This is a genomic window from Armatimonadota bacterium, assembly GCA_031081585.1.
Taxonomy (GTDB): Bacteria; Sysuimicrobiota; Sysuimicrobiia; order Sysuimicrobiales; family Humicultoraceae; genus Geohabitans; species Geohabitans tengchongensis.
Map to the genome: position 1 here is coordinate 19306 of JAVHLY010000022.1, position 21347 is coordinate 40652.

At 73.2% G+C, this 21347-nt stretch carries 21 protein-coding genes, 1 tRNA gene and 1 riboswitch; of the genes, 18 read left to right on the top strand and 4 right to left on the bottom strand.

Translation table 11 applies throughout. The features are described 5' to 3' along the window. Positions 1 to 24: 24 nt before the first annotated feature. The 3 genes from RB146_09715 to RB146_09725 are packed head-to-tail and all read left to right on the top strand — an operon-like array spanning position 25 to position 2160. The gene (locus RB146_09715) at positions 25 to 1233 is read left to right on the top strand and encodes a VLRF1 family aeRF1-type release factor (GenBank protein ID MDQ7829254.1); all 1209 of its coding nucleotides are present in this window, start codon (positions 25 to 27) and stop codon (positions 1231 to 1233) included. A gap of 56 nt (positions 1234 to 1289) precedes the next feature. Beyond that, positions 1290 to 1730, top strand: a complete 441-nt coding sequence (locus RB146_09720) for a nucleotidyltransferase domain-containing protein (GenBank protein MDQ7829255.1) — start codon at positions 1290 to 1292, stop codon at positions 1728 to 1730. After that, a complete protein-coding gene (locus tag RB146_09725) occupies positions 1720 to 2160 on the top strand; it encodes a DUF86 domain-containing protein (GenBank protein MDQ7829256.1) in 441 nt (146 codons plus the stop codon). The genes RB146_09720 and RB146_09725 overlap by 11 nt, the downstream gene beginning before the upstream one ends. 19 nt (positions 2161 to 2179) lie before the next feature. On the opposite strand, the gene RB146_09730 is transcribed toward RB146_09725, so the two are convergent. From RB146_09730 to RB146_09745, 4 genes are all read right to left on the bottom strand, one after another. Then, positions 2180 to 3970 (bottom strand): SLC13 family permease, encoded by a 1791-nt coding sequence (locus RB146_09730; GenBank protein ID MDQ7829257.1) that lies wholly within the window; start codon positions 3968 to 3970, stop codon positions 2180 to 2182. 147 nt (positions 3971 to 4117) lie between these two features. Next, the gene (locus tag RB146_09735) at positions 4118 to 4945 is read right to left on the bottom strand and encodes a cyclase family protein (GenBank protein MDQ7829258.1); all 828 of its coding nucleotides are present in this window, start codon (positions 4943 to 4945) and stop codon (positions 4118 to 4120) included. 90 nt (positions 4946 to 5035) lie between these two features. Continuing rightward, on the bottom strand, positions 5036 to 5395 hold the full coding sequence (locus RB146_09740) for a VOC family protein (protein MDQ7829259.1): 360 nt from the start codon (positions 5393 to 5395) through the stop codon (positions 5036 to 5038). A 32-nt stretch (positions 5396 to 5427) separates the two neighbouring features. Beyond that, positions 5428 to 6669: a DUF1116 domain-containing protein gene (locus RB146_09745; GenBank protein ID MDQ7829260.1), complete on the bottom strand. Its 1242-nt coding sequence runs from the start codon at positions 6667 to 6669 to the stop codon at positions 5428 to 5430. A gap of 191 nt (positions 6670 to 6860) precedes the next feature. Further along, positions 6861 to 6953: riboswitch (cyclic di-GMP riboswitch) on the top strand. A 66-nt stretch (positions 6954 to 7019) separates the two neighbouring features. Here RB146_09745 and RB146_09750 point away from each other — a divergent pair. The 15 genes from RB146_09750 to RB146_09820 all read left to right on the top strand — a co-directional run bounded on the left by RB146_09750 (position 7020) and on the right by RB146_09820 (position 21344). After that, the gene (locus tag RB146_09750) at positions 7020 to 7448 is read left to right on the top strand and encodes a prepilin-type N-terminal cleavage/methylation domain-containing protein (GenBank protein MDQ7829261.1); all 429 of its coding nucleotides are present in this window, start codon (positions 7020 to 7022) and stop codon (positions 7446 to 7448) included. Then, positions 7438 to 8052, top strand: a complete 615-nt coding sequence (locus RB146_09755; protein ID MDQ7829262.1) for a prepilin-type N-terminal cleavage/methylation domain-containing protein — start codon at positions 7438 to 7440, stop codon at positions 8050 to 8052. Before RB146_09750 ends, RB146_09755 begins: the two co-directional genes overlap by 11 nt. A gap of 49 nt (positions 8053 to 8101) precedes the next feature. After that, entirely contained in the window at positions 8102 to 10087 is a 1986-nt protein-coding gene (locus RB146_09760; protein MDQ7829263.1) for a DUF4900 domain-containing protein, read from the top strand. Between the two features lie 57 nt (positions 10088 to 10144). After that, entirely contained in the window at positions 10145 to 10477 is a 333-nt protein-coding gene (locus RB146_09765; protein ID MDQ7829264.1) for a hypothetical protein, read from the top strand. Between the two features lie 126 nt (positions 10478 to 10603). Beyond that, the gene (locus RB146_09770) at positions 10604 to 11059 is read left to right on the top strand and encodes a prepilin-type N-terminal cleavage/methylation domain-containing protein (GenBank protein MDQ7829265.1); all 456 of its coding nucleotides are present in this window, start codon (positions 10604 to 10606) and stop codon (positions 11057 to 11059) included. A gap of 15 nt (positions 11060 to 11074) precedes the next feature. After that, positions 11075 to 11692, top strand: a complete 618-nt coding sequence (locus tag RB146_09775) for a prepilin-type N-terminal cleavage/methylation domain-containing protein (GenBank protein ID MDQ7829266.1) — start codon at positions 11075 to 11077, stop codon at positions 11690 to 11692. Further along, the gene (locus RB146_09780; GenBank protein MDQ7829267.1) at positions 11692 to 13782 is read left to right on the top strand and encodes a DUF4900 domain-containing protein; all 2091 of its coding nucleotides are present in this window, start codon (positions 11692 to 11694) and stop codon (positions 13780 to 13782) included. Before RB146_09775 ends, RB146_09780 begins: the two co-directional genes overlap by 1 nt. A gap of 1 nt (position 13783) precedes the next feature. Then, positions 13784 to 14230 carry a GspH/FimT family pseudopilin gene (locus RB146_09785; protein ID MDQ7829268.1) on the top strand — a complete coding sequence of 149 codons (447 nt, stop codon included), beginning with the start codon at positions 13784 to 13786 and terminating at the stop codon, positions 14228 to 14230. 203 nt (positions 14231 to 14433) lie between these two features. Then, entirely contained in the window at positions 14434 to 15432 is a 999-nt protein-coding gene (locus tag RB146_09790) for an AAA family ATPase (GenBank protein MDQ7829269.1), read from the top strand. A 10-nt stretch (positions 15433 to 15442) separates the two neighbouring features. Next, complete coding sequence (locus RB146_09795; GenBank protein MDQ7829270.1) at positions 15443 to 16339, top strand: DUF58 domain-containing protein; 897 nt, start codon at positions 15443 to 15445, stop codon at positions 16337 to 16339. A 12-nt stretch (positions 16340 to 16351) separates the two neighbouring features. After that, on the top strand, positions 16352 to 17452 hold the full coding sequence (locus tag RB146_09800; protein ID MDQ7829271.1) for a VWA domain-containing protein: 1101 nt from the start codon (positions 16352 to 16354) through the stop codon (positions 17450 to 17452). Then, the gene (locus RB146_09805; protein ID MDQ7829272.1) at positions 17449 to 18432 is read left to right on the top strand and encodes a VWA domain-containing protein; all 984 of its coding nucleotides are present in this window, start codon (positions 17449 to 17451) and stop codon (positions 18430 to 18432) included. Before RB146_09800 ends, RB146_09805 begins: the two co-directional genes overlap by 4 nt. A gap of 3 nt (positions 18433 to 18435) precedes the next feature. Next, on the top strand, positions 18436 to 19782 hold the full coding sequence (locus RB146_09810; protein ID MDQ7829273.1) for a S41 family peptidase: 1347 nt from the start codon (positions 18436 to 18438) through the stop codon (positions 19780 to 19782). A gap of 89 nt (positions 19783 to 19871) precedes the next feature. Further along, positions 19872 to 19948 (top strand) — tRNA-Arg (locus tag RB146_09815). A gap of 148 nt (positions 19949 to 20096) precedes the next feature. Beyond that, a complete protein-coding gene (locus tag RB146_09820) occupies positions 20097 to 21344 on the top strand; it encodes a Zn-dependent hydrolase (protein ID MDQ7829274.1) in 1248 nt (415 codons plus the stop codon). Positions 21345 to 21347 lie beyond the last annotated feature (3 nt).

The following is a 21347-nucleotide window of genomic DNA, read 5'->3' on the forward strand; positions in this document are numbered from 1 at the left end:
CAGTTCGATGAAAGGAGGCCACGGATGGACCTCCCTCCCGAGCTCCGCGCTCTGGTCCGCAGCGAGCGTCAGGACGTGCTCTCGCTCTACCTCGACGTCGACCCCACCAAGCCCGAGCACCAGTCGACGCACCCCGCCTACCGCATCTGGCTGCGCAACGCCCTGCGCGACCTGGTGGACCACCAGCCCCGGGAGACGGCGAAGGTACTGGCCCCGCTCACCGAGCGGGTCCTGGCCCACGTCGAGACCCGTCCGCCGGGAGGGCGCGGGCTCGCCCTCTTCGCCGCCGACGGGCTGTGGCAGGAGCGCGTGCTGCCGTTCCCGCTGGCCAACCGCCTGAGCTACGGCCGCCCGGACGTCGTGCCCCTGCTCTGGGCCCTGGAGGAGTACAACCCCTATGCCATCCTGGCCGTGGACCGGGAGCGGGCCCGGTTGCTGGTCGCCTACCTGGGCCGCACGGCGGTCGTCTCCGAGGAGACGCTGGAACTGGACACCAGCGACTGGCGCTTCAAAGCCGGGCGCCCGCCCTCCTTCGCGCAGCGGCTGGGCACGGCGGCCACCCGGGGCAGCCAGCGGGACACGTTCGTCGCGCGGGTCGAGGACCACGTCCGCCGCTTCTGGCTCGGCGCGGCCGGCGCGACGGCGCAGTGGATGCGCGACCTGGGCATCGAGCGGCTCGTCCTGGCCGGTCCCCCGGAGGCGGTCGGCGCGGTCCGGGACCTGCTCCCCGACCCCGTGCGGGGGCGGCTCGTCGCCCAGGTCCACCTCTCGCCCGACGCCGGGGTCCCGGAGATCGTGGGGCGCACCCTGCCGGTAGCGGTCGAGGCGGAACACCGGCACGAGGCCGAGGTGGTACGGCGGCTCCTCGACGCCGCCGGCGCCGGGTCCGGGGTGCTGGGCCGCGCGCCCACCGTCGGGGTCCTCGTCCAGGAGCAGGCGATGGTGGTGGTGGCGGACCGCGACGTCGGCGGCGAGGTGTGGCGGTGCCAGGTGTGCGGCTACGTGGCCGCCGCGCCCCACGACCGCTGCCCGACCTGCGGCGGGCCGGTCGAGGTGGCGCCCGTGCCGCAGGTGCTCCCGCTCCTGGCCCAGCAGAGCGGCGCCGCGCTCGAGGTCGTCACGGGGACGGCGGCGGAAGCGCTGCGCCCCTACGAAGGGGTGGGCGCCCTCCTGCGCTACGTGCCGGGACCGACCAGGCCGGGACCGACCACGCCGCGGCCGACCAGGCCGTGAGCGACACGCCTTGACCCTGGGTGCGACCCTCCTCTAGCATCCAGCCGGTCCGTCCCATGCGGCACGCCACGACTCTCGCCCTGACGCCCGACCAGCGTGAGCGCCTGGCGCAGGTGGCGCAGCGCCACCGGCTCCGTCTCATCCTGACCTTCGGGTCGGCGGTGACCGGCCGCACCCACGCGGGCAGCGATCTCGACGTGGCGGTGCTGCCTGAACCGGGCGTGGACCTCTCCCTGCAGGACCTGGGTCGCCTGACGGCCGACCTAGCCGACGTCTTCGCCACCGCCGACGTGGACCTCGCGCTCGTCTCACGGGCGGATCCGCTCTTCCTCTGCCGGATCTTCGAGACGGCCGTCCTGCTCTACGGCGACGAGCGGACCTTCCGCTGGTACCGCGTCTACGCCTTTCGACGCTTCAGCGAGTACCTGCCCTACCTCCATCTGGAGGCGCAGGCCACCCGGGCCCTGGTCCGACGGCTCGCCGCCCATGCCGGTTGACCGGGACGTCGTCCAGCGGAAGATCACGCTGATCGCCGAGGACCTCGTGCGCCTGCAGCCGCTCGCCCGCCTGACGCTCCAGGAGTACCTGGCGCGCCTCGAGGCGCAGCTGGCCACGGAGCGGCTGCTGGAGCGCCTGATCGGGAGGATGCTCGACATCAACTACCACCTGGCCGTGGAGCTGCGTGGGGTGGCCCCGAAGGACTTTCACGAGTCGTTCCTGAAGCTCGCCGAGCTGGACGTCCTCCCCGCCGACTTTGCACGCCGGATCGCCCGGGCCGCCGGCCTGCGCAACCGGCTGGCGCACGAGTACAACGAGGTGGACCCCGCGAAGGTGCACGCCGCAGCGGCGGAGGCCCTCACCGACGTGCCCCGCTACCTGGAGCACATCCAGCAGTTCCTGGACCGCCTCCCGGACAACACCGGCTGACGACCCGGAGTGCGGCCGGCTACGGCCGCGGCGGGACCAGCGGCCACACCCGGGGGACGAGGAGCACGGCCACGGCGAAGATCAGGATCGTCAGCAGGCCGCCCACCCGCACGAAATCCGAGAAGCGGTAGCGCCCGGGGCCGTAGACCATCAGGCAGGAGGGCTCCAGCGGGGTGATGTACGACGTGCTCGCCGCCACGGCGATCATCGCGGCGAACGCCCGGGGGTTCAGGCCGAGCTGCACCGCCGTCTGCACCGCCACCGGCAGGACGACGATGGCGGCGGCCTGGTTCGACATCGGCTGGGTGAGCAGTACGGTCAGGGCGAAGAAGCCGCCGAGCAGCCACAGCGGGTCGGCGTGCCCGACGGCCGAGGTGATCAGGCCGGCCAGGTAGCGCGCCGCGCCGGTGGTCTCCATGGCGTGCCCCACCGCCAGCAGGCTGCCGATGAGGACGATCACCTTCCACTCCACCTCGCGGTAGGCTTCCTCCGGCGTCAGGCAGCGGGTGAGGAAGGCCAGCAGCGCCCCGGCCAGTACCGCCACCGGGAGCGGCAGCACCCCCGCGGTCGCGGCGGCCAGCGTGGCCACGAAGATGAGGACGGCGTGAGGGGCCCGGTGCACGAGGGGCCGGCGGTCCTCCACGGGCCCCAGGATGCGGAAGGTGTGGCGGCCGGCGATGGCGGCCACGTCGCGCAGCCGTCCCTGGACCAGCAGGACGTCCCCCACGCGCAGCCGCACGTCGCTGAGCTTCCGCACGAGCACGGCGTCGTGGCGGTGGATCGCCAGCACCTGCAGGCCGAAGCGCTCCCGGAAGCGGAAGGTCTTGAGGGTGCGGCCCACCAGTGTCGACCCCGGGAGGAGGATGACCTCGGCGATCCCCACGCCGTTCTCGCTCTGGCCGGCGAGCGGCAGGTGGACCTCGGGCTTGATCTCGATCCCCGCCCGGTCCTTCACCTTGAGGATGTCCTCGCGCCGCCCCTGGACCAGCAGGATGTCGTTGGGCTGCAGCCGCGTGCGGGCCTGCGCCCGCAGGTACTGCTCCTCGGGGCCCCGCACGACGCGGAGGACGGTGAGGTCGAGGTCGCGCCCCAACCCCGCCTCCTCGAGCGTCTTGCCGACGAGCGGGGAGTCCGGCAGGACCAGTACCTCGGTCAGGTAGGGACGCAGCCCGAAGTCCTCCAGCTCGTCGGGGGGCGTGCGGTCCGGGATGAGGCGGCGGCCCAGGACCCACATGTAGGCCAGGCCGACGAGCGCCACGGGCAGGCCCACCGGGGCCAGCTCGAACATCCCCAGGGGGGCCATGCGGTAGCGGGTCATGAGCCCGCTCACCACCAGGTTGGTGGAGGTGCTCACCAGGGTGACCGAGCTGGTCAGGATGGAGGCGAAGGCGAGCGGCATGAGCAGCCGCGAGGGACTGGCGCGCAGGCGGGCCGCGATGCCCATCGTCACCGGCAGGAAGAAGGCGGTGGCGGCGGTGTTGCTGATGAAGGCGCTCAAGCCTGCAGCCCCCAGCATGACGAAGAGGAGGAGGCGGTGGGGGTCCTCGCCAGCGCGACGCAGGATCGTCCGCCCGGCCAGGTCGACGACGCCGGTACGCAGCAGGGCCGCGGTGAGGATGAGCAGCCCCAGGATCATCATCACCGTCTCGCTGCCGAAGCCGGCGAAGGCGTCCTGGGGCGGCAGGAGGCCGGTGAGGACGAGAGCGAGGAGGAGGCCGAGCGCGACGACGTCGGCCGGCATCCACTCGAACCAGAAGAGGACCAGCGCGACGGCGATGAGCGAGAGGAGCAGCGCGATCTCGGCCGTCATGGCTCGGGAGCGCCCGCCGGACTACGGGCGTGGGCGGTCCGTGATCAGGTCTCCGCGCTGCCTCCCGCCCGTGGCCCGGCACGGCGTCCCCGGCAACGCCGCGGTGGAGCCAGGCCGGCCCTCCCGGCGGGCATCCTCCCCACGGGCCTAGGCCGGGACGAAGGCCACGAACCGGCAGAAGGCCGCCTCACCCCCCTTGAACCGGAAGGGGAAGCAGCCCACCCACACACGCTGGTCGAGCACCCGGTCGATCTCGCCGCCGACGTTCTCCACGTGGTAGACGCCGCGGGGGAAGAGCATGGTGTGGGTGGCCTGGTAGTCCCGCGGCCAGGGGAAGGCCTCCTCGAGCGGCATGCCGATGACGCGCTCCACCTCCGGGATGAGGTCGGGGCGGGCGCGGCGCACGTTGGTGTTGAAGGGGTGGTCGGTGGAGATGGCGTCCACGGCCAGCCAGCGGATGCCGCGGTCGAGCACCCACTGGCAGAACTCCGCCCGCGGGCCGGGATGGCGCAGGAAGGCGCGCGGGAGGTCGGCGCGGGCGTCGGCGTGGCGCTCCCGGGTCGCGGGCGACCAGTCCTCGTTGTAGTAGGCGTGGTAGCCGGTGTGGATGACCAGGATGTCCCCGCGCTCGATGGTGATCCCCGTCTTGCGCTCCCACTGCTCGAAGTGCTCGGGCCCGTAGATGCCGTAGTCGCCGACCCCGAAGGCCTGCAGGTCGACGATGCAGGCCGGCCCGACCAGCTGGCCGATGGGGATGCCGGCCACGTCCGGCCCGGGGTCGTGGAAGTGCAGCGGGCTGTCCAGGTGCGTGGCGATGTGGTTGGTGGTGGCGATGTACTGGGCGTTCACGCCCTCGAAGGCCAGCTTCTTCACCCACTTGATGGTGGGGCCGTCGTAGTAGGCAAATGGCGGGGAGTCCACGCTGAAGTTCTGCGAGAGGTCCAGGACACGCACGCCGCTCAGGTCCACGGCCATCGGCTCATTCACCTCCTGTCGTGGCCCACTTGTCGCCAGCCCTCATCGGATGCCTCCCCGCCGGACACCGCGGCGGGTCGGTGCCGCCGGTCACCGCGACGGTTCGTGCAGCACCACCTGGTTCCCCCACGGGTCCTGGATCCTCACGAGCTTGCCGTAGGGCTCGCTCATGATGTCCGAGACCTGCAGGAAGCCGGCGCGCCCGGCCTGCTCCAGGGCGCGCCCGATGTCCTCCACCTCGACGGTGACCACCGCCCCGTAGCGCACTTCGGTCTTGTCCGTGACCTCCGGGCGGCGGGCGTGCAGGTGGAGCGCCAGCACGCCCCCGTCCAGCGCGAACTCGGTCCAGTCGTCGTCGCTGTAGCGCGGCTCGCGGTCCAGCAGCTGCCGGTAGACCTCGCGCGCCCGACCCATGTCCCCCACGTAGTAGTGCGCGTTGCCGAACCGCATGCCCTCCACCTCCCTGAGCGCCGGCCGTGGCGCTAGGCGAACACCTCCGCCGCCGCCTCCAGCGCGGCCTCGAAGCAGGCCATCGGCGGGCGCACCAGGCCCGCCCCCACCTGCCCCACGCCCGGCTCGCGGTGGGCGATCCCGGTGTTCACCCGGGGCGTGATTCCGGTGCGCACGACCTTGCGGATGTCGATCCCCGTCGGCACGCCCCGGAAGTCCAGCGCCGGGATGGCCCAGGCCGGGTTCTCGGCCACGGTGATCTCGTACATCTCCAGGGTGGCCTCCATGGCCATCTGGGGCGTGCCGCCGACGAACTGCACGATGGCCGGTGCCGCCGCCATGGCGAACGCGCCGATGCCCGCCGACTCGGTGATCGTGGAGTCCCCGATGTCCGGGTTGGCGTCGGCCTGGGAGAAGCCCGGGAAGAAGAGGCCCACCGGGACCTCGGCCGGTGCGGTGAACCAGCGGTCCCCCAGGCCGCTCACCCGGATGCCGAAGTCGGTGCCGTTGCGGGCCATGGCGGTGACCAGCGTGCTGTGCGGCACGCCGTGGGCCGGGTCGAGGAGGGCCTTGCAGGCGGCCATCACGGGGTTGAGCACGGCCAGGTCGTTGTCGGCCAGGTAGCGCAGCACGCGGGCCAGGTCGTCCCGGGCGAGCCTCCCCTCGGCCAGCGCGGGGGCGAGCAGGCGGGCCAGCAGCGCGGAGCCCGCCTTGTTGCGGTTGTGCCCCTCGTCCCCCATGGTGAGCTGCTGGGCGATCAGGCTCTTCATGTCCAGGCCGCCCAGCCGCCGCAGCGCCTCGCCCAGGGCCGGTCCCACCGTTCCGTTCAGCCAGCGCAGGCGCTCCAGGACCTCGGGCCCGTACGCCCCGTAGCGCAGCACCCGCCCGTAGCCTTCGTTGAGGGTGGAGCAGGCCCGGTTCCCGAAGGCGCGGTTCTCCACCACGTAGACCTGCATCGAGGCCGTGGTCACCCCGGCCATCGGCCCCACCGCGCCGTGGTGGTGGCAGGGGGCGAAGGTGATCTCGCCGGAGGCGGCCAGGCGTGCGGCCTCGGCCTCGTCCCGGGCCAGCCCCTCGTAGAGGAGGGCGCCGATCACCGCCCCGCGCAGCGGGCCGGACATACGCTCCCAGGTGATGGGCGGCCCGGCGTGCAGGACGAGGGTGGGGCGCATCCCGGGGATCGCCTCCGCCGCGGGGCGCACGTCGACGAGCACCGGCTGGCCGGCCAGGATGCGGGAGACGACCTCCTGGTTGGCCTGGTCGATGGTCACGATACGCCTCCTGGGGTCACTCCGTCCGCCTCCTGGGGTCCTGGGGTCACTTCGCCCGCGGGCGGCGAAACCCTCCGGCCGCCTGCGTCCGGTTCGCCCCACCGGCCCGGGCGCTGGGTCCCGCGCGGCCTTCGTGCCGTCTACCGGCGTCCCCATCCGGGCACAAGAGGGCTGAAAGCCTAGCCGGGCAAGACCCGCGACAAAGGCACGCCGTCCGCGAGGACGGTTCGCAAAGCCACGGGGGTGGGCGCCCAGGTGCCGGGCCCCCACCCAGCCGGGCTGCCGAACGGGAGCGCAAGCCACCCGGCGCGTGGCGTCTTGCCTCCGAGGGGGCGCGGGTGAGGCGGCACGCGGTGGTCACAGGCCCCGGCCGCGGGCATCGCGGCATGGGGGGCTTCACCCTCCTCGAGCTTCTGGTCTCCCTCTACCTCCTCTCCGCCATCGCGCTGTTCATCCTGCAGGTCTTCATCGCGGGCCTCTTCCACTCCGGCCGGGCCAACGAGCGGGCGGCGGCGACGATGCTCGCCTCCCAGGTGATGGAGCAGGTGCGCGCCAGCGTGAACCCCTATACCATGGTCGGCTTCACCGGGCTGGCCCGCTCGCCCCTGCCGTTGCCCGCGCCCTACGACGCCGTGCAGAACCCCTCGCCCTACCCGCTCGAGGTGGCGGTGCTGGTGGCCCCCGACGACGCCCTCACGCTGCGGACGGTCACCGTCCAGGTCTTCCGGGTCGGGGACACCGCCCCGCTCGTCACGCTGGGGACGCTGCTCGATGACAACTGACCGTCCCGGCCAAGCGTGCGTCGGTTGGCCCGGTCCCGCGCGGTCGGGCGAGCGGGGCCTGACCCTGCTCGAACTGCTGGTCGCCCTCAGCCTGCTGGCCCTCGTCCTGGGCGGGGGGATCTACCGCTTCGTCGTCAGCGGCACCCGCTCCGCCCGGACGACCAACAGCTTCGTACAGGCCCAATCCCAGGTGCGGGCGGCCCTGGACGCCATCGTCGACGAGGCCCGCTGGGCACAGCGGGTGGTGGCAGCCGGGCCGACCAGCGTCACGCTCTTCGTCCCCCAGAGCACGCCGTTCAGCGCGGGCAGTCCCTACGCTGTCACCTTCGCTTACGACGCCGCTGCGGATGCGGTCACGCGGCAGGAGGACCCGGATGCCGGCGGGCCGCTCCCCCCGGGGCCGGCGGTGGCCGTGGCGTCGGGGATCGTCCAGCGGGACGGCAGCGACGGCCTGCGCTTCGTCTACTTCGACAACACCGGCACCAGTCTGGGGAGCGCGCCGGCCGATCCCGCCACGGTGGCACGCGTGCGCGTCATCCTCACGGCCACCTGGCGGGGGGTGAGCCGCAGCTTCACCGGTGATGCCGCCCTGCGGGCCCGGTGAGCGGGGGGCGGGAGCCAGGGGGCCAGGTCCGGTGAGAGGGGGGAGGGGCATGCGAGGCAGTGTGGAGCCGGAGCACGGCATGGCCCTCATGGGGGTCCTCGTCACCGTGCTCGTCCTCACCCTGGTGGGCGGACTGGTCCTCCACCTGGTGGGGAAGGAGGTGGCGTTGAGCGCGGTGCGCCTGTACGGCCTGCAGAGCCTGCACGTGGCCGAGGGCGGGGCGTTTGCCGCCCGCGCCGCGCTGATGGTGCTGATGGGGATCAGCCCCAGCGGGCGGGTCACCGTCGACCCCACCCTCACCGGGACGCTGCTCAGCACCTGGTACGCGGGGGGCGACCGTGCGCGGCAGAACAGCTTCGCCCTCCTCGACTACCTGGTCCTGGACGGCGCCCGCTACACCCTGGGGGCGACCAGCGCCACGGACAGCGTGACCTTCCAGGTGAACTGGGCGCTACCCGGTCCCCACCGCAAGCTCGAGGTGGCGGGCTCCCCGCCGGCCAACCCGCTGGCCGACGGGCGCTACACCGCCACGCTGACCCTGACCCGGCGCGCCGCACCCCACTCCAGCTGCGCGCCCGACTCGGCCTGCTACATCCACTGGCTGGGACCGGACGAGTACGAGTACCTCTACACCTACACGGTGACGAGCGACGGCGTGGTCCCGCCGCGGGCGCGCCGCCGCGTCGTCCTCGTCCAGGACTTCAGCGTGGTGGTGCGCCGGCAGACCTTCGCCCAGTTCGCCCTCTTCACGCACGTCCACACCACGCCGGGCGGGTCGCCCATCTGGTTCACCAGCCGGACGAGCTTCGACGGCCCGGTGCACACCAACGGCGAGTACCGCTTCGCCTTCTTCCCCAAGTTCAGCGACCGGCTCACCAGCGTCTCCACCTACGCCTGGTTCAACAACCGCGGGAGCCCTGTCCGCCAGCAGGCCAACGAGCACGTGGTGGGCGGGGTGCGCCGCGACGCCCCGGTGACCTTCGACAATACCCCTGGGGACGTCACGGACGATGGGGACAACCCCCCGGCCAACTTCACCCGCGGCGTGGCGGTCATCCCCATGCCCACAAACCCCTACAGCCAGAAGGGGGTGGCGGTGGGGCGCGACCCCGCCGACACCTCGCCGGTGACGAACCTGCAGGTCCGCCAGGCCGTCCCCGAGCTGGCCGACACCTCGGCTGCCGTGCCGAACGGGATCTACGTCCCGGTGGTGGACCAGAACGGGAACGGGCGCTCCGACCCCGGGGAGCCCCTGGCCGGCGGCATCTACGTCCAGGGGGATCTCACCAGTCTCACGCTGGCTCCCGGCGGGGCCGGGAACGACCTGGCCGTCTACACCTTCACGGCCGGCGGGCAGACCGTCACCGTCACGGTGGACCGCGCCGCGCAGACGACCACCGTGACGAACTCCGCCTGGCCGTCGCCTCAGACCCGCACCTTCGCCGGGGTCCCGCGCGGGTGGCAGGGCGGTCCCGGGAACACCCACGGGACCATCATCTACGTGGAAGGGAACATCCAGTCGCTGGCGGGCACGCTGGAGGAGCACGAGCAGACGACCATCGTGGCAGCCGGGCGCATCGACATCACCGACCACCTGCGCTACGAAGACCCCCCCGATCCGGCCAATCCGGCCGACAACCCGCTGAACGTCCTTGGGCTCTACTCGGCGGGCAGTGACATCCGCATCACGACGGCCGCCCCGGACGACCTGGTGCTGCACGGGGTCTTCATGGCCGGCAACCCGGCCGATGGGTACAACAGCTCGGTCCACGTCCAGAACTACAACGCCGGGTCGCCGCGCGGCACCGTGCGCCTGCTAGGGGGGATCATCGAGGAGTACTACGGGGCGTTCGGCACCTTCGACCCCGTGACCGGCAACCCCGTGACCGGCTACGGGCGGGACTTCCGCTTCGACCGCCGGATGCTGCGCGGGTTCGCGCCGCCCTACTTTCCCACGACCGGCCGCTTCGAGATCGGGGAGGGGAGCGAGCGGCTGGCCAACGTGCGGCCGGCCTGGCGCGAGGCCGCCCCCTGAGCTCGCCCTGGGATCGGCCGTTGACGCCCGCGGGCGCGGTGGGTAGAGTCGTCCCCGATGGCCGTCCTCACCTGCGAGGCCTGTGGCTACGAGAACCCCCCGGGCGCGCTCGTCTGCCGGAACTGCCGGCGCCGGCTGCTCGTGCGGCGGGAGACCGCCCCGGGCCCCCGGCGGGAGACGGAGGCGGAGCTGACCGCCGTCGTCGCCGCCGAGCTCACCCGCCTGGCCTGGCGGGTCGGCCTCATCCTCGCGCTGGGGGTCCTCCTGGCTCTGCCGCTCTATCGCGGGCGCCTGGAGCCCGGCCTCCTGGTCATGGCCGGAATCATGCTCCTGGCCGGGGTCCTCGGGCGGTGGCGCTTCTCGCCGGCCCGGGCCCGCCCGGCCGCCTGACCCCCGCTCGGCCCGAACCTCTCCAGGTCTGCCCGGCAACCTCCCGGCGGTCGCCCGGGACCTTGTCCGCCCACGCCCTGCCCTTCAGGCCCAGGTCTAAGGACGACCGGAGGCGGGTATGCCCCGATGGTTGACCAGACGGCGTCATGGGAGGTGGCCGCCACGGCCGCGCGCGGCCGGAGTGACCAGCGGGGATTCACCTTCGTCGAAGTCGTGGTCTCGCTCTCGCTCCTCGCGGCCGCGGCGATCTTCATCCTCCAGGCCTTCATGGCCGGCCTGGCCCACGCCGGTCGCTCCAACGAGCGGGTGGCGGCGACGACCCTGGCCATGCAGATCATGGAGCAGATTCGGGCCAGCGCGAACCCCTACGAGATGGTGAACATGGCCCCGCTCCCCCGGACCCCGCTGCCGCTCCCGGCGCCGTACGTGGGCGTGGTCAACCCGACGCCGCACACCTTCGAGGCCGCGGTGGTGGTGAACCAGAACCCGAACTTCCGGCTCATCACCGCCACGGTGGAGGTCTACCGGCCGACCGACGTCACGCCCTTCGTCACCCTGACGACGGTGCTCGACGACCAGTAGGAGGGGGGAAGGCTCATGATGTCCGGCACCGGGCCCTCGACGACCGGGAACCCCGCCACGCCCGGGGGATGGCCCCGGAGTGAGCGGGGGTTCACCCTGCTCGAGACAGTGGCCGCCATGGCGATCCTGGGGATCGCCCTGGCCGGCATCTACGGGTTCGTGACCTCCGGGCACCGGTCGGCCCGCACCACCAATGACTTCCTGCAGGTCCAGTCGCAGGTGCGCAGCGGGCTCGATTCCGTGATCGACGAGATCCGCTGGGCCCAGGCCGTCACTGCGGCCTCGGGGACGGCGGTGACGCTCTTCGTCCCCCAGAACACGCCCTTCTCCGCCTCCAGCCCCTACACGGTGACCTTCGCCTACGACGCCACCGCCCGGACGCTCACCCGCCAGGAGGACCCGGACGCCTCGGGCCCGGCGGTGCCCGGGGCCCCGGAGGTCCTGGCCTACGGGGTCGTGCGCGAGGACGGCAGCGCCGGGGTCACCTTCGAGTACTTCAACGCCGCCGGCGACGCGCTGGGCTCGACGCCGCCCGACGTGACGGCCATCAGCCGCGTGCGCATCACCATCAGCACGACGCGCAACGGGGTGATGCGCACCTTCGCCGGCGATGCCGCCCTGAGGGCGCGCTGATGCGCCCTGCCCGCCCCGCAGGGCCCCGCCGCTGCGGCCTCGGTTCGGCCGGCGCCCGGCGCGCCCTGGTCGGGGACCAGCGCGGCCTGGCCATGCTCTCCGTGCTGGCCGTCATCCTGGTCATCGCCCTGCTGAGCGCCCTGGTCCTCTACCTGAGCGGCAAAGAGGTCGGCTTGAGTGCGGCGCGCACGCTGGGTGCCCAGGCCCTGGCGCTGGCCGAGGGGGGCGGGTTCGCCGCCCGGGCGGCGCTGATGGTCCTCACCGGCGCCGACCCGCTGGGAGTCGTCCAGGTCCACCCCTCGGTGGATGTCCCTCTGCTCAACAGCTGGTACGCTGCCGGGGACCCCGCCGCCCAGAACAGTTTCCGCATCCTCGACTACCTGGTGCTGGACGGCCAGCGCTACACGCTGAACGCCACCCCCAGCACGAACAGCGTGACCTTCGTGGTGAACTGGGGGGTGCCCCAGACCTATCGGAAGCTCCAGGTGGGGGTGCCGGCCCCGGCCAACCCGCTGGGGAACGGCAGCTACACCGCTACCGTCACCCTGACGCGCCGGCTGGCCCCGCACCCCTCCTGCAGCGGCGGCGGGAGCTGCTACGTCCACCGCCTGGCCGCCGACGAGTTCGAGTTCATCTACTCCTACGCCATCACCAGCGACGGGATGGTGCCGCCGCGGGCGCGGCGGCGGGTGACGCTGGCCGGGGACTTCAGCATGCGCATCCGACGGCAGAACTTCGCCCGCTACGCCCTCTTCACCCACATCCACACCACCCCGGCGGGCCAGGACATCTGGTTCACCAGCCAGACGAGCTTCGACGGCCCGGTGCACACCAACGGTGAGTTCCGGTTCGCCTTCTTCCCCAAGTTCGGAACGCCCGACAGCGGCAGCCCGTGTGACCCGGCGCGCATCACCTCGACCACGCTCACGAGCGTGAGCACCTACGCCTGGTTCAACAACAACGGGAGCCCGCGCCGGCTCCAGGCCAACGAGAACGTCGTGGGCGGCAACCGCCGCGACGCGCCGGTCCTGCCCGACTGCACCCCGGGGAACATCGCCGACGACAACGACAACCCGGCCGCCAACTTCACCCGCGGGGTCGCCGCCATCCCCATGCCTCCCAACCCCTACAGCCAGAAGGGGGTCTCCATCGGCCGCGCCCCCACCGACACCTCGCCGGTGACAAACGCCCAGATCCGCGCCGCCGTCCCCGAGTTGGCGGACAACACGCTGCCGATCCCGCCCGGGGTCTACGTCCCCGTGACGGACGCCGACGGCGACGGCGTCTCCGACCCCGGGGAGTCGCTGGCCGGGGGGATCTACGTGCAGGGCGACCTGACCAGCCTGACGCTGGGGATCGGGGGACCGTCGAACAACCTGGCCGTCTACACCCTCCAGGCGCCCGGCCAGACCGTCACGGTGACCGTGGACCGGGACGCCAACGTCACCACAGTGACGAACACCAGCTGGCCCGCGCCCCAGACCCGCACCTTCAGCGGCGTGCCCAGGGGGTGGCAGGCAGGCGGCAGCGCCTACAACAACGCGACCATCATCTACGTGGAGGGGAACATCCTCGGACTCGGTGGGACGCTCGAGGAGAAGGAGCAGACCACCATCGTGGCCGCCGGCCGCATCGACATCACCGACCACCTGCGCTACGAGGACCCGCCCAACCCCACCGACCCCGCCGACAACCCCCTCAACGTCCTGGGGCTGTACACCGCCAACAGCGACATCCAGGTGCGGGTGACGGCCCCGCCGGACATCGAGCTGCACGGGGTGATGATGGCCGGCACCCCCGGCGACGCCTGGAACAGCTCGGTCTTCGTAGAGGACTACAACCTGGGGACGCCGCGCGGCACGGCGCACATCCTGGGCGGCTTCATCACCGAGTACTACGGGCCCTTCGGTACCTTCAACCCTCGCACCGGCCTGCAGGTCAGCGGCTATGCCCGCGACTTCCGGTACGACCGGCGCATGAGCCGCGGCCTGGCGCCGCCCTACTTCCCCACGACCAGTCTCTTCGAGGTCCTCCCCGGCGGCCAGCCGCTGGCGGGCGTGCGGCCGGTGTGGCGCGAGGCCCAGCCCTGAGATGGCCAGGGCGCGCGGGCGGCAGACGTGGGACGAGGCGGGGCTCGGGGTTCTGGAGCTCGTGGCCACCACCGTCATCGTGGCGGTGCTGCTGGGCCTGTCGCTGACCCACTGGAACGGCTACCGGGCCCAGCAGCGGCTGCGCTACGGGACGGCTCAGCTGGCCACCGACCTGCGGCAGGCCCAGGAGCGCGCGAAGATGGAACGCCGGCAGTACACCGTCACGCTCACGGCGGGGTCGCGGGCGTACCAGATCACCTCGGCGGATGGCGCCTTCGTCGAGAACGCCACCCTGCCCGACGGGGTGACCCCCACCGCCTCGACCACCGTGGTCTTCCAGCCGTTTGGGCAGCCGGCCTCGGCCTACACCCTCACCGTCCAGAACAGCACCGGCACCGGCACGGTCACCGTCACCCTGCGCGGCGGCATCACCTACGCGACCCCCTGAGGCCGGGCCGACCCTGCACGGCCTCCTGAGGCCGGGCCGACCCCGGGTGGTTCCCGGATCGGGCCGCGGAACTCCCACCCGCGCCGCCCCGTCCAAGGGGCGTCGTTGACCCTCGTTCGGGGTAGTGATTAGATGTAGGCAAACTTCCAGGAGGGCTTCCCGTGGACGTCTCCCTCAGCACGGTGCAGCAGGCCTCGGCGACGATGCGCCGGGTGCTCTACGAGATCAAGCGGGTCATCGTCGGTCAGGACCTCATGCTGGAGCGCATCCTCGTCGCCCTGCTGGCGCGCGGGCACGTGCTCATCGAGGGGGTCCCGGGGCTGGCCAAGACGCTGGCCATCAAGACGACGGCGGCGGCCATCGATTGCCAGTTCAAGCGGATCCAGTTCACCCCGGACCTGGTCCCCGCCGACCTCATCGGGACCCGGATCTACAACCAGCACACCGGCTCCTTCGAGGTGGAGCTGGGCCCGGTCTTCGCCAACTTCGTCCTGGCCGACGAGATCAACCGGGCCCCGGCCAAGGTGCAGTCGGCCCTGCTCGAGGCGATGCAGGAGCGGCAGGTGACCATCGGCAAGCAGACCTTCCGCCTGCCCGACCCCTTCCTGGTCATGGCCACCCAGAACCCCATCGAGAGCGAGGGGACCTACCCGCTTCCCGAGGCGCAGGTGGACCGCTTCATGTTCAAGGTCGTCATCAGCTACCCGTCCTTCCACGAGGAGATGGGGGTGGTGGAGCGGGTTACGGCCAGCCTGCCGGAGATCAGCCCGGTGGTCCGCGCCGCAGACCTGCTCCAGATGCAGCAGGTCTGCGACCGCATCTACGTCGACCCCAAGGTGATGGAGTACGCGGTGACCCTGGCCAACGCCACCCGGCGCCCGCAGGAGTACGGGCTGGGCGACCTGGAGCGCTACATCGCTTACGGGGCCAGCCCGCGGGCCTCGGTGAACCTCATCCTGGGCGCCAGGGCCCTGGCGCTGCTGCGCGGGCGCGAGTACGTCATGCCCGAGGACGTCCGCGACCTGGCCCCCGAGGTGCTGCGGCACCGCTTCGTCCTCTCCTACGAGGCGCTGGCCGACGAGGTCGGGCCCGACCGGCTGGTGGAGCGCGTCCTCGACGCCGTGGCGCCGCCTCGCGTGCACATCGGCGACCCCTACGAGGCCCGGCCCGGCGAGGTGGCGCCGCCCGCCGCGCCCGCCTGAGGGCCCGGCCGTGAGCGTCCTGGAGGCCCCCGAGCGGGTCCTGCGCCGGCTGGAGTTCACCGTCGTCCGGCGCCTGGACGGTTTCCTCTTCGGGGACTACACGGGGCTCTTCTACGGGCCCAGCCTCGACCTGGCCGAGGTGCGCGAGTACCAGCCGGGGGACGAGGTCAAGCGCATCGACTGGAACGTCACCGCCCGGATGCACCGCCTCTTCGTCCGCCAGTACCGCGAGGAGCGGGAGCTGACGGCGTGGCTGCTCGTGGACCTCTCGCCCTCGATGCGCTTCGGCACGCGGCGCCACCTGAAGCGGGAGACCGCGGTGGAGTTTGCCGCCGTGGCCGCCTACATCATCACGCGCCACGGCGACAAGGTGGGCGCCATGGCCTTCCCGGGGCGGCTGCCGGTCGTCCCGCCGCGCACCGGGCGGGTGCAGGCCCTGCGCATCCTGCACGTGCTGCGACGGGCCGCCGAGGGGGACGGCGGGCTCACCGACCTGGGGCGCGTGCTGCGGGAGGCCGGGCGCCTCCTGCGGCGGCGGCACCTGGTCTTCGTCGTCAGCGACTTCCTCTCGGCCCCCGGCTGGGAACGGGCCCTGGCCGAGCTCGCGCGCCGCCACGACCTCATCGCCGTGTGGGTGCGCGACCCCGCGGAAGAGGTCCTGCCCGACGTGGGCCTGCTGCCGGTGCGCGACCCCGAGACGGGGCAGCAGCTCTGGGTGGACACCTCCGACCGGCGGGTGCGCGCCGCCTACGAGGCGCTGGTGGCGGCGCAGCAGGCCCGCCTTCGCGAGACGTTCCGACGGGCGGGGGTGGACGTGCTGGAACTGTCGACGGCGGGTTCCCTGGTCGAGCCGCTGGTGCGCTTCGTGACGCGGCGCCGGCGCCGCGGCCTGGTGGCGCGCCGCTAGCGGGGGAGGCGCATGGACTTCGGCTGGCCGATGATGCTGTGGGGGCTGGTGGCCCTGCCGCTCCTCGCGTGGGGCTACGCCTGGATGGGTCGCCGCCAGCGCACCGTCCAGCAGCGCCTGGCCGACCTCCACCTGCTGCCGGCTCTCTTCCGGCCGGCTGCGGCGTGGCGGCGCCACCTGCCCATGGCCTGCTACTTCCTGGCCGTCCTCTTCCTCGTGGTGGCGATGGCGCGGCCCAGCGCCGCCATCCCGCTGCCGGTGAACCGCGCCGCGCTGGTCATCGCCATCGACACCAGCGGGAGTATGATGGCCGAGGATGTCAAGCCGACGCGCCTGGAGGCGGCGCGGGAGGCGGCCCGCACGCTCGTGCGCGCCATCCCCGGCAGCACGCTCGTGGGCCTGGTGGCCTTCAGCGACTACGGCACGGTGCTGGTCCCGCCGACCACCGACCGGCAGGCCTTCGAGGAGGCGCTGCGCGAGCTGCGGCCCCGCCAGGCCACGGCGGTGGGGTCGGCCATCGCCGAGGCTCTGCGCGTCCTGCCCCTGCGCGAGCGCTTCCTGGGCGACCGGCTGCGCCAGCTCCGTGGCCCGGGACCGCAGTCGGCGCCCGGCGCGCCGGGCGCCCCCGGGCCCTTTGGCGTCCCAGCCCCCGGCGCGCCCGCTCCCGGCGCCCCCGGGCCGGCGCCCACGCCGTCCGGCCCGCCACCCGACGTGAGCGAGCTGCCCCCGGCGGCCATCGTCATCTTCTCGGACGGGGTGAGCAACCTGGGCGCCGATCCGCGCGCCGCCGCCGCCCTGGCCAGTGAGGCGCGGGTGAAGATCTTCGCCGTGGGGATGGGCCAACCCGGCGGCACGGTGATGACCCACCAGGGACGGCTCGTCTTCGTCCCCTTCGACCCGACGCTGCTCCAGCAGGTGGCCCAGGCCACGGGAGGCGAATACTTCGCCGCCACCGACCGGGAGGCGCTGCGCCGGATCGCCCGCCAGCTCGGACGGTCGATCGGCTGGGAGCGTCGGCGCACGGAGATCACCTCCCTGCTCAGCGGGACGGCGGGCGCGCTGATGCTGGCCGGCGGGCTCCTCTCGCTGTGGTGGTTCCGGCGGCTGCCGTGACCGTGACCTTCCTGTGGCCGAGCATGCTGTGGGGGCTGTGCCTCGTCCCCGCGCTGGCGGCCGGGTACGTGTGGTGGCTGCGACGTCCCCCCCGCCATCCGGTGACCTTCGCCGGCGGGGCGACCCTGGCGGCCGCGGCGGCACGCGGCGTCCGCTGGCGCCGGCACTTCCCGGCGGCCCTCTTCCTGGCCGCCCTGGCCGCGGTCATCCTCGCTGTGGCGCGGCCGGTGGCCCCCATGCCGGTCCCCTCCACTCGGACGGTGGTGATGCTCTCCATCGACGTCAGCCGCTCCATGCTGGCGCAGGACCTGCCGCCCAACCGCATGGAGGCGGCCAAGGCGGCGGCGCAGGAGTTCGTCCGGACGCTGCCGCACGGCCTGCGCGTCGGACTGGTGACGTTCAGCTCCTACGCCACCCTGATCGTCCCGCCCACGACCGACCACGGCCGCGTGCTCGACGCCATCGGCATGCTGGCCACCGAATTCGCCACCGCCATCGGGGACGGGCTGCTCGAAGCGGTCTGGGCGCTGCCGGGACGCGAGCGCCCCGCCGACCTCTCCCAGCCTCCGCCGCCGCCGGCGCGCCCCCTGCCGCCCGCCACGGTAGTGCTCCTGTCGGACGGGCAGAGCAACCGGGGAGTCTTACCCCACGAGGCCGCCCGCATCGCCCGCGACCAGCAGGTGAAGGTCTACACGGTGGGCGTGGGGACGCCGGAGGGGACCTTCCTCACGCTGGGCGGGCGCAGCATCTGGGTGCGGCTGGACGAGGCGACGCTGAAGGAGATGGCCGAGATCACCGGCGGCGCCTACTACCGGACCACGACGGTCGGCGAGTTGCGGCGCGTCTACCGCAGCCTGGGCCGGTCCATCGGGTGGGAGCGGCGGCCGACCGAGGTGACGGGCCTGGGCGCGGCCGCAGCGGGTCTGCTGCTGCTCGGCGCCCTCGTGCTCTCCTTCCTCAGCGTGCACCGGGTCGCCTGACCCATGGCCGGCGGGGCCCTGGCTCAGGCGCTCGCCCTCCTGGTCGCCCTGACCCTCGCCGGACCGGCTCCCGCGGTCCGGGCCCAGACGCCCGTCGAGCCCGCCCCCCCGGCGTGGGCACAGACGCTGGACCTGGGGGCCCAGGCCTTCGAGGCCGCCTACCTCATCCTGAGCCGCCAGCACCTCCGGATCCTGCCCCCGCGTGACCTCCTCCAGGCGGCGGTGAACGGGCTCAACCTCTTCCTGCGCGACCGGGGGATGGCGTACATCGCCGTCACGCTCTCTGGGGTGGAGAGCCGGGACCTGCCCGCGGTACGCGAGGCGGTCGCCCGTGTGGGGATGCGGCTCGGGACGCCGGCGCTGGCGCTGGACGCCGGCCATGCGGCCATCGAGGGGATGATCCGCGCTCTGGAGGACCCCTTCACCCGGCTACTCCATCCCACCACCGGCCGCCAGGTGCAGCCGGCGGGCTACGGTGGCGTCGGGGTTGTGCTCGACTTGACCGTCCACCCGCCGGTGGTGACGCAGGTGACCGAGGGCGGACCGGCCCAGCGGGCAGGGGTGCGCCGCGGGGACATCGTCATGGAGGTGGACGGGCGCTCCACCGTGGGCATGCCGCCCCAGGACGTGGTGCGCCGGCTGCGGGGCCTGCCGGGGACCACCGTGACCATCCGCCTGCGCCGGGGCGGCCACGATGTCGTGGTCACGCTGGTGCGCGAGCTCATCGGGGTGACGCTCACCACCTACCGGCGCATCGAGACGGTTGGGTACATGCGCCTGCGGGAGTTCGAGCAGGGGGCCGGCGAGGAGGCCGCCGCGGTCCTGGCCGAGCTCATGCGCGCCCCGCTCACCGGCGTGATCCTGGACCTGCGCGGCAACCCGGGCGGGTACGTGGAGGAGGCGGTCCGCGTGGCCAGCCTCTTCCTCGCCCCCGGCGCGCTGGTCACGACGCTGGTGGACCGGCGGGGCGACCGCGCCCGCTACCCGGCTGTGCCCATGCCGGTGCGCTGGTCGGGGCCGGTGGTGGTGCTGGTGGACCGGGAGAGCGCCAGCGCCGCAGAGATGGTGGCGGGAGCGCTGCAGGACGCGGGCGCGCCCGTGGTCGGGGTGCGGACGTTCGGCAAAGGGACGGTGCAGGTGACGCGTCGCCTCCCGGGCGGCTCCGTGCTGCGCCTCAGCGTGGCCCGCTACCTCACCCCCCACGGCACGCTGGTGGATGGCATGGGGATCCAGCCGGGCATCGAGGCCGAGGCGGCGGGCGGGGCCATCGGCTCAGACGATGACCGGGCGCTGCTCGCCGCCCTGCAGCTGCTCGGCGCCCGAGCCTTGGGCATGCAGGCGGCGGCCTGACGGACCCGGCGGAGCCGTCGGGGCCCGGCAGGACGTCCAGGGTGCCGACCACGTGGTCGGCGCGTCCGGTATACTGAAGGCAGTGGTGCGGGCCCGTAGCTCAATCGGATAGAGCCACGACCTTCTAAGTCGTCACGTGGGGGTTCGAGTCCCTCCGGGCCCGCCAGGCGCCGAGGCCCTGACCCGCGACGCCGGGTCGGGGCCTTCGCGTGTCGGTCGTCCCGTGGCGGCCCTGTGACCCCAGCAAAGGCCCGGCCGCCGCGCGGCGGGGTTCTGATCATCCGACCAAGTGGGAGGGAGGGGGCGTGGACCGGATGCGGGCAGACGCCAGGGACATCCAGGTGAACGAGGCCCGGCTGCGGCAGACGCTGGAGCGCCTGGCCGAGATCGGGGCGACAGCCGGGGGCGGCGTCACGCGCCTAGCACTGTCGGACGAGGACCGGGCCGCGCGCGACCTGCTGGCCGCCTGGATGGCGGATGCCGGGCTGGCCGTCCGCGTCGACGACGTGGGCAACCTGTACGGCCACCGTCCCGGGACCACTCCGCAGGCCGACCCGGTCCTCTTCGGCTCCCACCTCGACACGGTGATCCGCGGCGGGCGGTTCGACGGGGCGCTCGGCGTGGCGGCCGCGCTCGAGGTGGTCCGTAGCCTCCAGGACGCCGGCGTGCGCACCGCCCGCCCGCTGGTGGTGGTCAACTGGACCAACGAGGAGGGCGTGCGCTTCCAGCCCGGCATGCTCGGCAGCGGTGTCGTGGCCGGGCGGTTCGACCGGGCCTTCGCAGACAGCCGCACTGACGCCACCGGCGTGACCTTCGGCGAAGCCCTGGAGCGGATCGGCTACCGCGGGGAGCCCGCGGCCCGGGTGAGCCGCTTCGCCGCCTACCTGGAGCTGCACATCGAACAGGGCCCCCGGCTGGAGGACGCCGGTGCGGCCATCGGCGCGGTGGAGGGGATCGACGGCATCGTCTGGTCCCGCTACACCCTCACCGGCCGCGCCGGCCACGCCGGGACCACGCCCATGGACCGGCGGTGCGACGCGCTCCTGGCCGCAGCCGAGCGGGTGCTCGCCGCCGCCCGGCTACCCGACGAGTTCGGTCGGGACGTGCGGGCGACAGTCGGGGCGTTGACGGTCCTCCCCGGGGCGGTGAACGTCATCCCCGAACAGGTCACCTTCACCCTGGACCTGCGCGCGCCGGACCGGGAGACGCTGGAGGCGGCCGCCACAGCCTTCCACACCGGCACCGAGGCCCTGGCCGCGCGGGGATACACGGTCCACCACGAGCGGCTCCAGTTCACCGAGCCGACGCGGTTTCCCTCCGCGGTGGTGGAACGGGTCGAGGCCGCGGCCCGGCGGCGCGGGCTCCCTGTCCTGCGCCTGACCTCCGGTGCCGGCCACGATGCCAAGTACATGGCGGACCTCGGACCCACCGCCATGATCTTCGTCCCCTGTCGGGGCGGCGTGAGCCACGCTGAGGACGAGTTCGTCACCTGGAGGAGCGCGGCCCAGGGGGCGCAGGTGTTGCTGGACCTGGTGCTGGACCTGGCCGGGAGCGGGCTGTAGGGC